Here is a 12,761-nt window from a genome sequence, read left to right as displayed (position 1 = left end):
TAGAAAAACTATTTATCAAAGCATTTTTTGCATTTATAACTACTAAAATCTACTCAACTGTCGTCTAAAGTAACTCTGTGAGTTTTATAGTTTTTGCATACTGTTGATAATCAGTAATATTGGTTTTTATTAAAAATAGATATTGAAAGCAATTACGAAATATTGGTTCTTAGAAGGATTTAGCCTTTTTCAAAAATTAGGAATGCCTTCTATGATGAAACTTTGTGATCTTCTAGAGATGGATCATGTAGACAAAGGCAGCATCATTGAGATAGGAGCAAGAGATAAAAAATGCATTTTCTTTTTAAAAAATGGATCTGTTAAAATCGTGGACTCTGAAAATGACATTGTAAAATACGTCGTTAAAAAGGGTAATATTTTTGGTGAGCTATCTATTTATGATAAGGATAACTCGTCTAAAGAAGTAGCCCTTGCTTTAGAAGATGTGGTAATCTGTTATATAGAATCTGATATGATGGAAGGCTTAATGGAAGAGTATAAGTCTTTAAAAAATGGTCTGTTAAAAATATATGGTCTTCGTATCAGAAAATTAGAAACAAGACTACAAGACCTTTTATATAAGGACAGTAAAACGAGAATCTCTGAATTTATAAAAGCTTTTATAGAGGAGTTTGGTGAAATAGAAAATGATAGGGTAGTGGCAAAAAACCTACTCTCTCATAAAGACATTGCCAACTTGACCAACACCTCTAGGCAGACAGTAAATAATGTATTAAGCATAATGCGAAAAGATAAGGTCATTGACTACGATTCTAAATGTATATCATATTCTAAGAAATTCATATAACTAAATAATGACACGTTTAAATAAACCAACTATAATGAAAAAGTTCTCCCGTTTTCTCCTAATATCTTCATTAGGATTATTTACAAGTATCGTTTTTTCTCAAGAAATAGAGCAGTCTATTTTTATTACTGGTAACACTTGGGATACCACAAATACAGAGGTTCTTTCTGAGATTTCAAAAGAATCGCAGTTAGCTAAGAAACCTACAGTATTAATATTAGGAAATGCAGCACCTAAGACTGAAATAGAAAAGTCATTAGACAAGCAGTTGTCAATTATGTCTAAACTGGGTAATGATGTCATTTTTGTATCTGGTAATAAAGAATGGACAAAAGGTCATAAAGGTGTTTCTGATATTGAAGAATATATACAGAAGAATAGTAAAGCAAAATTTTCTCCTGATGACGCTGAACCTATTAAGCATCAAGATTTGGGAGAAAACGTAGAATTGATTACGGTAGATTCTCAATGGTTCTTAGAAAACTGGGACAATCATATTTATATCAATGAAGATTCTGAGATTCAAAATAGGAATTTGTTCTTTTTAGAATTTGAAAATCGAATAAAAAAAGCACAAGGTAAAATCGTATTTGTTGCATTATATCACCCCATAAAAACAAATAGTAGGCAGGGTTTTTTTAGTAGTATCGGTGGCTTCTCTACTCAAGAATTTCAAAATAAGCAGTACAGAACGCTTAGAAACAGGTTGAAAACAATAGCTAGAGGTTCAGACAACGTTATTTTCTTGTCGGGTCAAGGTAAAAATTTGCAATATATTAATGGTAGTGTTCCTCAAATTACAAGTGGTGCTGCTGGTAAAATCGAATCCGTTAAAAATGGTGAACCAGATGATTTTTCTATCGCTAAAAAAGGTTATGTTCGCCTAGATATTACAACTGACGGTAGTGTAAAGGCAAATTACTATGCTTTAGAAAATGGTTCTTTTAATGAAGTTTTTAAGACTACTGTACTAAAAAGCGAAACTGAAGATTTACAGGTTTACAACTTCGATAAAAATCTAGGGGCTAAAAAATCAGCGGCTATTTATACGAAAGAAGCTGCAACAAAAAGCGGATTCTATAAAGCGCTATGGGGTGAACATTACAGAGAATTCTATGGTAAAGAAGTTAACGCACCAGTAGTTTTCTTAGATACTTTAATGGGAGGTTTAACCCCGTTGAAGCGAGGAGGCGGACAACAATCAAAATCACTTAGATTAGAGGATAAAGAAGGTAAGCAGTATGTTATGCGTGCCTTAAAAAAGAGTACCATAAAGTTTTTACAAGCGAATGCTTTTCAAGAAACTTACATTGGAGATGTTTTAGACGGTACAACCGTAGATAAATTTTTAGCCGATTTTTATACGACTTCAAATCCATATACTCCTTTCGTTGTAGGTGGGTTATCTAATGCAGTTGGTGTCAATCATACCAATCCTATTTTATACTACATTCCTAAACAAGAAACATTAGGAGTTTATAATGATGAGTTTGGTGATGAATTGTATATGATTGAAGAGCATGTAGGCGATACTCAAGTAGAAGCTGAAAGTTTTGGAAAACCGTTAAAAATATTAAGTACTGCAGATGTTTTACAAGAAATAAACAGATCGGGTAAATCGGTAGTAGATGAGTCTTCTTATATCCGTGCAAGAATATTCGATATGCTTTTGGGAGATTGGGACAGACATGAAGACCAATGGCGTTGGGCGCTTTATAAGAATGAAGACGGAACGGAGTATTGTAGTCCAATACCAAGAGACCGTGACCAAGCATTTTCAAAGTACGACGGTACTTTAATCAGTTTTCTAACAAGAGTAATACCAGGGCTACGTAAAATGCAAACTTATGATGAAGACCTTAGAAGTGTAAAATGGTTTGCATCATCTCCTTATCATTTAGATTTAACTTTTATTCATGCTTCTGGTTGGGAAGAGTGGGAGAAGCAAACCAATCATATTCAAGATCAGTTATCAGATGCTGATATTGAAAATGCTTTTGAAGCAATTCCTGATGAGATAAAAGGACCGATCATAGATGATATTAAACAGAAATTAAAAGGTAGAAGAGATAATCTTAAAAAAATAACAAAAGCATATTATCTCTATTTGAACAAGTTTCAAGTTGTTACAGGAACACAGAAAGCAGATGATTTTACCATAACTAGATTAGCGGATGGTAAGACTACGGTAAAAATAGACCGTAAAGATTTAGGTCTTTTAAATCATACATTTTCGAATGACATTACCAAAGAAATTTGGCTATTTGGCTTGGATGGAAAAGATACGTTCACGGTAGAAGGTGAGGGAGACCATCCTATAAAAATTAAAATAGTAGGTGGAAAGAAAAATGATACATACGACTTTAAAAACACGCGAAAGGTAAAACTTTATGATTACAAGGATAAGGAGAATACCATTGTAAATAAAAGATCTAAAAAATGGTTGGTAAATGATTATGAATTAAATAATTACGATCATAAAAAAGTAAAATATAATTTTAATCAGTTGTTACCTATAATAGCATTCAACCCAGATGATGGAGTAAAATTAGGAGTAATAAGCAATCATACCTCATATAGTTTACAACGTAATCCATTTACGTATAAGCATAGCATTAATGCTGCATATTACGGCAGTACATCAGGTTTTGATTTGTCATATAAAGGGGAGTTTTCGAATATTTTTCATAACTGGAATTTTGGTTTAGAGGGTTTATACACAAGTCCTAGTTTTTCAGAAAATTTCTTCGGCTTTGGTAATGAAACACTTTATGACGCTGATGAGGTCGATTTAGATTTTAATAGAATTAGAATTAGTAAATTTAAAGCAGCAGTGTCATTGCAATGGGAAGGTATTAACGGAGGTTCTTTCTATTTTAAACCTTTAGTAGAATCTTTTGAGGTTGATAATACAGCCGATCGTTTTGTAGCACAACTACCACAGACGAATGCATTTTTTGATAGGCAAACCTATGCAGGTGTAGAAACTGCTTATAACTTCAAAAATAAAAATAGTGCCGCTTTTCCAACCTTGGGATTAGATGCAGGGCTGACCATTGGTTATAAAACGAATATAGATAATACCGAAGCAGATAATAGTTTTGCGTACATACAACCACAATTGATCATAGATCACAAGTTAACTAAAAGTGGAAGTATCGTTTTTGCAACCAAGATTGCAGGTGAAGCATTGATCGGTGATAATTTTGAATTTTACCATGCAGCAACTATTGGCGGTATCAATAGCTTAAGAGGATTTAGAAACGAAAGATTTACTGGAAAACAATCTTTTTATCAGAATACAGATTTAAGGTTTCCTTTAGGAGGGTTAAGAACCAGTCTTGTGCCTTTTAGATTCGGACTTACCGGTAGTTTCGATTATGGTAGGGTTTGGGTTGAAGATGATACTTCAAATAAATGGCATAATTCAGTAGGTGCATCGGCTTGGCTTATTGGGGCTGAAGCATTTACAGCTAACATAGGATATTTTAATAGTACGGACGGTGGTAGAATAGTTTTTGCATTAGGCTTCAATTTTTAAGATAGCGACTTGCCAAGAAATATTATACTAGTTTCTGCGTTTGTTAAAATGTAAGAAAAAAGTTACAAAATATAATGTTGTAAAAGCGTTAAAAACATCAGACTAAAAAAATAAAAAGAGAGTAAAGAGAGAAGCGAATTAGTTGAAAAAATTGCTTAAGTAATAATGAGCGTTATTTTCGTGCATAGCCTTATGTTAATAAGCTCATGCAGTACAAGTGCTTATTTTGCCTCTTCGACTTTAATAATCAACAATTAGAAAAACTCATGAAAAAACCAATTGCAATTGCTCAAGTAGACACTTTAGAAAATAAAAAACCAGAACACGCATTAGTCAATGGTTTGGATTTAGTAATCGTAAAATTTGATGATGATATTTCTGTATTGTACGGTAGATGTCTGCATAGAGGGGCATTAATGTCAGACGGTCATGTAGATGGTCATAACCTTATTTGCGGTGTCCACGGTTGGGATTATAGAGTAGATACCGGGGTTTCTGAATATAATAATGCTGAGGTATTACATAAGTTTACTACTAAAATAGAGAGAGGTAGTCTATTTGTAGATGAAGAAGAGATAGATGCTTATTTAGTAGACAGTCCGCAACCTTTTAATAGAGATGCTTATTTGGGAGCTTACGCAGATACACATCCTGAAGAAACAGAACCATATACAGGGTATATAAAGGAATTAGCTACTAACGGACTTAAAAATTTAGGGCATCACGGTTTTTCGGCTTCCATGGGTGTAGATAGAAATACGTTACCAAAATGGAGCGATATTCAATTTTTGCCTGCCCAATTGGCAAGTAGACCGTTGCTAGATGAAGATGAGGTGGCTACAAAGGTGGTAATTGGGCCAAAGGCTAAAAAGCCTTTACATTTAGATATTCCCCTTTTTGTGAGTGATATGAGTTTTGGTGCTTTGTCACGCGAAGCAAAAATAGCGTTGTCTAAAGGAGCAGAACTGGCTGGTACGGGTATTTGTTCAGGAGAAGGCGGTATGTTACCTCAAGAACAAGAAAATAATAGCAAGTATTTTTACGAATTGGCTTCGGCAAAATTCGGTTTTACTTGGGATAAGTTAGATAATGTACAGGCATTTCATTTTAAAGGCGGACAAGGAGCAAAAACAGGTACGGGAGGTCATTTGCCAGGTGCTAAAGTAAGTAAGGAAATTGCAGAGGTAAGAGGTTTAAAAGAAGGCGAGACGGCAATTTCACCAGCCACTTTTCCAGATTTTTATGGTGTAGATGACTTCAAATCTTTCGCAGCTCAGGTAAGAGAACGTACAGGTGGTATACCGGTAGGGTTTAAAATTGCTGCAAGTCACATAGAAAAAGATATTCAGTTTGCATTAGATGTGGGTGTAGATTATATAATTTTAGATGGTAGAGGTGGGGGAACAGGTTCTGCACCAACCATATTAAGAGATAATATCAATGTACCTACAATTCCTGCTTTGGCCAGAGCAAGAAAATATTTAGATAAAGTAGGTGCCACAGATGTAACCTTGGTTATTACCGGAGGTTTAAGAGTTGCTGAAGATTTTGGTAAAGCCCTTATGTTAGGTGCAGATGCTATTGCCGTCTCTAATTCGGCTTTACAGGCAATTGGTTGTTTGGGAATGCGTGCTTGTGGTAGTAATAACTGCCCTGTGGGTATTGCAACGCAAAAAGAATCATTGCGTAGTAGGTTGATTATTGATTCTTCAGCAAAACAATTACATAACTATTTTGATGCCACAAATAATCTTATCAAGGTCATTGCTAGAGCTTGTGGTCATGATGATATCTCAAAATTCAATTTTGATGACCTATCTACTTTTAATCATGACATGCATCGTTTAACAGGAATTAATTACGGCGGTGTTAACGCTTAAAAAAAATATAAAGATGGATAAAATGATGCATTTAGCGGCACAATATTTGGCTGCAGCAGGAATAAGTTTTGTAGAGAAGAAAGCAGATGATAGTCATACCAATCTTGGCTGGTCAACTGATAAGCAACGTTTAGAAACACACCCGTTATCAACAGATGGGGACGTTCTTGCTTTAAACTATAATAACTTTTCTTTAGAATGGAATTCCCCTAAGAACAATGCTTCTTTGGCTTTAGAAGGTAAAACCCATAAACAAGTATTGGAGTGGTTAACGAATTCTGCGAATATATTTTTGGGTAAGACATATACCTATGATTTTCATTACGACCTACCGTATTCAATTGATGATTCTTTCACATTTAAGCTAGATGTAGCAAAGTTAAAAGAGCTAGCAGATTTGAGAACTTTAACGCAGTCAGGTCTAGAAAAAACGCTTGAGGTAAATGGTTTGGAATCGGACATTCGTATTTGGCCCCATCATTTTGATTCAGGTGCTTACGTTATTATTTCTGATGATTTGTCTATAGGCTTTGGTTTAGCTGTACCTGATACCATGATCAATGAACACTATTTTTATATCAGCGGATACAAAGGTCATAACGGTTTAGATACATCTAAGTTTGATGCTCTTTCATTAGGTGAATGGAAAAACGACGGATTTAAAGGAGCAGTTTTACCTGCTACAAAAATTAAAGAAGAACAAGCGGTACAGTTTTTCACGGAAGCTATCAATATCTATAAAAAGTAAATATGCAGGTGACCAGTCTTTCATTAGAAGCCTTTAAAGAGATGGATTATTGGGCGGTTGAAAAATTCAATCTGTCCATTGAATTGATGATGGAAAATGCGGGGCTTCAACTAGCAAGATTAATCGCCAAAAAGGCAAATGAGACCTCTGTTATCACTATTGGCGTTGGTAATGGAAACAATGGCGGCGGCGGTTTAGTAGCTGCTCGCAGACTTGCTGCTTGGGGGTTTAATGTGAATTTAGATTTGGTAGTTCCTATTACCAAAGACCTGCCAAAAGCACAATTAGAAAGAGCGTTGTTGTTTGGAGCTAAAGATGGTATTCCAGAAACAACGGATATTTGGGTAGATGCCTATTTAGGATTCTCTCAAAGATTACCGTTGTCAGATGCATTTGTAAAAAGTATTGCATTAGCAAACGCATCAACGGCATTTAGAATATCATTGGACATTCCCGTTGGTATTTCTAAAGATGGTGAATTATCAGGGTTTAAAGCGAACCAAGTAATGACATTGGCAGCTCCTAAAAATCTTTTGGAAAAATTACCAAGCGGAGTAGAAGTATTTATGGCTGATTTGGGAATACCAAAATCGGTTTATGAGCATTTCAATATTCAAATGCCTGATTTTAAAGAATACCAATTGATAAAAATTAAATAACCGGAAAAAAACCGACCCATGGAAAAGAAAGTAGTGTGGCATAAAGTGTTAGATAGTAAAAAGAGATTGGCAGAAGGTCGTGTAATGACCGTTACTGCTGCTCATAAAGGTATTTGCTTAACACATTTTAAAGGCAAATTTTCTGCTTTAGATAATAAGTGTCCACACCAAGGTGGACCTCTAGGCGAAGGTTCTATTGAAAACGGATTGTTACGTTGCCCGTGGCACGGTTGGGATTTTGACCCTTGTACCGGTGTGCCGCCAGGTGGTTATGATGATGGTATTGAAACTTTTCCAACAAAGGAAGAGGGCGATGAAATTTTTGTGGGTATTGAAGAGGAAGAGAAACACGCAGAAACGATTTCTGATGTCATGATAGAAACCATGGTAAATTGGGGTGTTGATACCGGTTTTGGTATGGTTGGTCACTCAAACCTAGGGGTTGCCGATGCTATGATGCGTCAAGAAGAAAAAGGAAATTTCAGGTTTTTTGGAATACGTCATGAAGGAGCTGCAGCATTTGCGGCATCTGCTTATGGTAAACTAATGGGGAAACCCGCAGTTTGCTTTGGTATTGCAGGTCCGGGTTCTACCAATATGTTCACAGGTATGTGGGATGCTAAGGTTGACCGTTCACCAATGTTGGCACTTTCTGGTCAGGTAAATACACAAGTATTGGGAACAGGTGCTTTTCAAGAAGTAGATTTGGTAGGTGCTTTTCAAACCGTAGCCAATTTTAACCATAGTGTACAACAAAACTCTAAGCATAGTGAATTAATGAGCTTGGCGATTAAAAGCGCATTAATAAATAGAGATGTATCTCATATTACTTTCCCAGATGAGGTGGCCTTTATGCCAAAGCCAGAGAATGAAAAAGCACAGACTCCAGAAGATAGAATTACACCTTTTAATATTTCACCACCAAGACAAATGGTAGCGAAAGCAGTAGGTATGATTACAGAATCTGAACAGCCTGCAATAATCGTAGGGCATGGCGCTCGTTTTCAAATGAATGCTATAATCGCATTTGCAGAAAAATTAAACTGTCCGGTAATCACCACCTTTAAAGGAAAAGGACAAATTTCTGACCATCATGAATTAGGTTGTGGAGTATTAGGAAGAAGCGGAACGCCCATAGCTTCATGGTTTATGAACGAAAGTGATTTATTGATTGTTTTTGGAGCATCGTTTTCTAATCATACAGGTATTACGCCTAAAAAACCTATTATACAGGTAGATTATGACCCAGCAGCTTTAAGTAAATTTCATAAAGTTGATGCTGCGCTATGGGGAGAGATTTCTGAAACCTTGACCATTATAGAAGGACAAACCGAAGGAAAAATAAATACGGTAGATAGACGTCCAGAAATTGCTAAACGATGGGAGATATGGCAGGAGGAAAAAGCAAGTAGGCTGCAAGATGAAAGTACAGTTGGTCTAAGTTCAATTGCAGTATTTGATGCAATGAACAAAGTAGTACCAGACAATGCGGTTATTGCCGTAGATGTTGGTAACAACACCTATTCTTTTGGTCGTTATTTTGAACCTAAAAATCAATCTGTATTAATGTCGGGTTACTTGGGTTCTATAGGTTTTGCATTGCCTGCGGCAATGGGCGCTTGGGCTGCTCAAGGCAACGAAAGACCTATTTGGTCGGTCTCAGGTGATGGTGGCTTTGGTCAGTATTTAGGTGAGATGATGACTTTGGTGAAATACAATATGAACATTAAGCATGTGCTTTTAAACAACTCGGAAATCGGTAAAATTTCAAAGGAGCAAAAAGCGGCTGAATTAGATGTTTGGAAAACTTCTTTACACAATGCTAATTTTTCAAAGTATGCAGAGAATTGTGGGGCACTTGGTATTAGAGTTACCAAAATAGAAGAATTAATACCTGCTTTAGAAAAACTAAAAGCACATGATGGTCCGGCATTACTGGAAATAATCACTGACGCTAGTTTGATTTAAATAAGAAAACATGTTTCAATCATTTAGTATCATATTCTTAATTGCCGCCTTTTTTAGTTACGTCAACTATAAGTGGTTAAAGTTGCCATCAACCATTGGGTTAATGATTTTAGCTTTGTCAACGGTCATTTTAATTACATTGACTCAAAATATATTTCCTGCATTTTATCTTTACTTCTGCGATGTGGTAATCAATACAGATTTTAGAAGTCTGTTAATGGACGGTATGTTGAGTTTCTTGCTTTTTGCTGGATCTTTACATGTTAATATCGATGACCTAAAAAAAGAGCGTAAATCCATATTATTGTTTGCAACGTTCGGAGTACTTATTTCTACTACAATAGTCGGATTTTTAACCTATTATCTTGCTCAATTTTTAAGTATAGAATTACCTCTTATACATGCTTTGCTTTTTGGAGCATTAATTTCACCAACAGACCCTATAGCGGTAATGTCAATTTTGAAAAAGGCAAATATTCAGAAAAGTTTGGGAGTAAAAATTGAAGGTGAATCTTTGTTTAATGACGGTATTGGTGTTGTAGTGTTTTCTGGTTTGTTAATTGTAGCACGATTAGATGAAAATAGCAATGAATCCGTAAGTAGTGCAATTGGCGAGCTATTTTTAATGGAAGCCGTTGGTGGAATTGTTTACGGTTTGATTTTAGGTTATATAGGATATAGAGTTATTAAATCTATTAATGAAAATCCGCAATTAGCGGTTTTAATAAGTTTAGCCATTGTCATAGGTGGTTATGCAATAGCTTCGTTACTTCATGTATCCGGACCGTTGGCTATGGTAGTTTCGGGTATGGTCATTGGAAATAAAATTAATATTGCTTCAAATAAAGGAATAACCCGAAAGATGCTGAATGAAATTTGGGAAGTTCTAGATGATGTATTTAATGCTATTCTGTTCGTTCTAATAGGGTTGTCAATACACCTGCTAAAATTTGATTCGTTATATCTAACATTAGGCTTCTTGTCTATATTCGTGGTGCTTTTTGCTCGATTTATATCTGTATTATTACCGTATAGCTTACTTAAACATGAAGAAAGTAAACCTATAAAAACAGTAGCTATTTTAACTTGGGGAGGCTTACGCGGCGGTATATCTATAGCGTTGGCACTTAGTTTGTCAGAAGACCTTTCCGCAGAAATAATACTTTACATAACTTACGTTGTTGTATTGTTATCGATTCTTGCTCAAGGATTAAGTATTGGTAAAGTGGCAAAGAAAATATATAGCTAGTAAAAGTATTTGATGATGGAAGAATCAGAAAAAGAATTAAAAAAGCAAGAAAAAGCGATTGATAAACAATTGATTACCGAATTGGGTATCGATAAAGAGAAGTTAAAAGAACTGAAGAAGAAACTATCAAAAGTTGAACCTCGTTCAGAACGTGGTGCAGAAACTTTGTTTCGTTTGGTATCTAAAAATCAGTATACTTTGAACGCAATGATCGATAGAAAATCCAATATTCTTATTTCCATCAACGCACTTATTTTATCAATAATCCTGGGAACCGTATTAAGTCAGTTAGATAAAGATCCACATCTTATATATCCGGCAATTATAATGTTGGGAACTAATCTCATATCTATAGCATATGCAGTATTTGCCACTAGACCAGAACTTACCCATGGAGATAGAAGCACCAATAACCTTTTGTTCTATGGTAATTTTAATACTATGAATGAGGAAGAGTACACAGAAGAACTTACAGGTCTAATGTACAAAGGAGACGAACTTTATAAGACCATTGCAAGAGATACGTTTCATTTAGGTAAGACAATTGATAGAAAGTTTAAACTACTTAGAACTTCTTTTCATGTTTTCTTAGTAGGTATTATTTTGGCAGTGGTAGGCTTTATAGCTTGCCATATCATGTTTGCTATGTAATCTTAATTTAATGGTACGGCGTTCGTTTTAATTCTAAAACAACGCTCTTCTCCTAAATAAAGTGGATTTCCATGTTTCTCGGACCAAAATCCGTCTAAAATATCTTTAGAAATACATTGGTAAACAGCAACACCTTTGTAAATATTACGGTCTTCGCCAATGTATCTAAAGTTTATAACTAGAATATTGTTTTTAAAAAATCCAGTGCCTGTTTGTTGTTGATTAGTGCCTATAGTCCATATGGCAGCTATTCTGGTATTATCATCTAAAGACAAAATCAGTTTTCCTTTGTAAGAATGCTGTTCGGCATCTTGGTTACTTCCTAAGATTTGATATTCTCCAACTAAATCTTCAATGGTCATATATGCTGTTTCCTTTTTCAAAAGTATTAAATATTAAATGGATTTATTTTCTGATTCTGTTTACAAAATGAATGGCATAAACTTAGTATACAACATATATTATCAACATGGCAATTTTAAGAATAAACAATCAAAGTAAAAGCTTCAATTAATTTTGATGATAGTTATACTGGTAGTAGTTTATTATTTGAAGGAAATGAAGATGCTGATATTCCTTTAATTAAAAATGTAAAATTTATAATAGTTACAAAAACAAAAGGACACATTTGGTTAGAAGTATATTACCAGTTATCTAATAGTGAATTATCGCTGATATCTACAAAAGAAACTAAGCCATCAACATTTACATTTAAAGTTCAAACTTTTCCTCATTAAAATGGTACTGAAGTATATGTTCATTTTACTTCTAATTCTGAAAAAATACATCATAATTTGTACTATGTAAATGCTAAAAATGAAAAAGTATGGTTAGGGAAAACTCCGGCACAAGATTTCTATATTTCAAAAATTCCTACAAAAAACGGCATTATTTACTTAGAAGTGCAATCTGAAAGTTTTGGTGGTGCAAAAGGTAAAATAATCAGAAAAAGGGTGAATTTGAGGAAGTGATCAAAGTTGCGGTTTAAGTAAAAAATATAATGCTTCGGTTAATATGATTTTAGCTATTTAATTGACCTAAAACTACTTAAAGTATGGTGAATTTTAATAAAAAATTTACATCAAGGTATATAGTAGATTATTTTAAAAAATAGCTTATGAAAAAAGGTGCGAAAAATAATTTAAAAAAGTTTTAGCTGAAGTGTTTCTTTAAGTTTACATTGTGTTTGTATTCAATTAATTTGATTTAATATGTTGATTTATAGTGTTTTGTGTGTTGTTTTGTAGAGAGATTTTA

General features: G+C 34.4%; 9 protein-coding genes. 8 read left to right on the top strand and 1 reads right to left on the bottom strand.

Going from position 1 to position 12,761, the window contains the following annotated elements; translation table 11 throughout:
- Nucleotides 1–142 precede the first annotated feature (142 nt).
- The 8 genes from P177_RS13515 (at nucleotide 143) to P177_RS13480 (ending at nucleotide 11,504) form a co-directional block, all read left to right on the top strand.
- Nucleotides 143–808 carry a Crp/Fnr family transcriptional regulator gene (locus P177_RS13515; RefSeq protein ID WP_036155566.1) on the top strand — a complete coding sequence of 222 codons (666 nt, stop codon included), beginning with the start codon at nucleotides 143–145 and terminating at the stop codon, nucleotides 806–808.
- Nucleotides 809–842: 34 nt separating this feature from the next.
- Nucleotides 843–4,349 (top strand): metallophosphoesterase family protein, encoded by a 3,507-nt coding sequence (locus P177_RS13510; protein ID WP_051941843.1) that lies wholly within the window; start codon nucleotides 843–845, stop codon nucleotides 4,347–4,349.
- A gap of 266 nt (nucleotides 4,350–4,615) precedes the next feature.
- Nucleotides 4,616–6,229: a glutamate synthase-related protein gene (locus P177_RS13505; RefSeq protein ID WP_036155562.1), complete on the top strand. Its 1,614-nt coding sequence runs from the start codon at nucleotides 4,616–4,618 to the stop codon at nucleotides 6,227–6,229.
- Nucleotides 6,230–6,242: 13 nt separating this feature from the next.
- Nucleotides 6,243–6,977, top strand: a complete 735-nt coding sequence (locus P177_RS19465) for a hypothetical protein (RefSeq protein WP_051941842.1) — start codon at nucleotides 6,243–6,245, stop codon at nucleotides 6,975–6,977.
- 2 nt (nucleotides 6,978–6,979) lie between these two features.
- Nucleotides 6,980–7,636 (top strand): NAD(P)H-hydrate epimerase, encoded by a 657-nt coding sequence (locus P177_RS13495; protein ID WP_036155559.1) that lies wholly within the window; start codon nucleotides 6,980–6,982, stop codon nucleotides 7,634–7,636.
- 18 nt (nucleotides 7,637–7,654) lie between these two features.
- Nucleotides 7,655–9,604 (top strand): thiamine pyrophosphate-dependent enzyme, encoded by a 1,950-nt coding sequence (locus P177_RS13490; protein WP_036155557.1) that lies wholly within the window; start codon nucleotides 7,655–7,657, stop codon nucleotides 9,602–9,604.
- Nucleotides 9,605–9,614: 10 nt separating this feature from the next.
- The gene (locus P177_RS13485; RefSeq protein WP_036155555.1) at nucleotides 9,615–10,853 is read left to right on the top strand and encodes a cation:proton antiporter; all 1,239 of its coding nucleotides are present in this window, start codon (nucleotides 9,615–9,617) and stop codon (nucleotides 10,851–10,853) included.
- 12 nt (nucleotides 10,854–10,865) lie between these two features.
- Nucleotides 10,866–11,504, top strand: a complete 639-nt coding sequence (locus P177_RS13480; RefSeq protein WP_157486568.1) for a Pycsar system effector family protein — start codon at nucleotides 10,866–10,868, stop codon at nucleotides 11,502–11,504.
- Nucleotides 11,505–11,506: 2 nt separating this feature from the next.
- Here P177_RS13480 and P177_RS13475 read toward each other — a convergent pair whose 3' ends face one another.
- Nucleotides 11,507–11,866: a hypothetical protein gene (locus P177_RS13475; protein WP_036155553.1), complete on the bottom strand. Its 360-nt coding sequence runs from the start codon at nucleotides 11,864–11,866 to the stop codon at nucleotides 11,507–11,509.
- Between the last annotated feature and the right edge of the window lie 895 nt (nucleotides 11,867–12,761).

The organism is Maribacter forsetii DSM 18668, from assembly GCF_000744105.1.
GTDB lineage: Bacteria > Bacteroidota > Bacteroidia > Flavobacteriales > Flavobacteriaceae > Maribacter > Maribacter forsetii.
The sequence above is the reverse complement of the archived record's forward strand: the minus strand, read 5'-3'. Positions and strand labels throughout refer to the sequence as shown.

Excerpts from the sequence above, each read along its gene's own strand:
- P177_RS13480 (WP_157486568.1), top strand. The coding sequence starts at position 10,866 with ATGATGGAAGAATCAGAAAAAGAATTAAAAAAGCAAGAAAAAGCGATT.
- P177_RS19465 (WP_051941842.1), top strand. The coding sequence starts at position 6,243 with ATGGATAAAATGATGCATTTAGCGGCACAATATTTGGCTGCAGCAGGA.
- P177_RS13475 (WP_036155553.1), bottom strand. The coding sequence starts at position 11,866 with ATGACCATTGAAGATTTAGTTGGAGAATATCAAATCTTAGGAAGTAAC.
- P177_RS13495 (WP_036155559.1), top strand. The coding sequence starts at position 6,980 with ATGCAGGTGACCAGTCTTTCATTAGAAGCCTTTAAAGAGATGGATTAT.
- P177_RS13510 (WP_051941843.1), top strand. The coding sequence starts at position 843 with ATGAAAAAGTTCTCCCGTTTTCTCCTAATATCTTCATTAGGATTATTT.
- P177_RS13485 (WP_036155555.1), top strand. The coding sequence starts at position 9,615 with ATGTTTCAATCATTTAGTATCATATTCTTAATTGCCGCCTTTTTTAGT.
- P177_RS13505 (WP_036155562.1), top strand. The coding sequence starts at position 4,616 with ATGAAAAAACCAATTGCAATTGCTCAAGTAGACACTTTAGAAAATAAA.
- P177_RS13490 (WP_036155557.1), top strand. The coding sequence starts at position 7,655 with ATGGAAAAGAAAGTAGTGTGGCATAAAGTGTTAGATAGTAAAAAGAGA.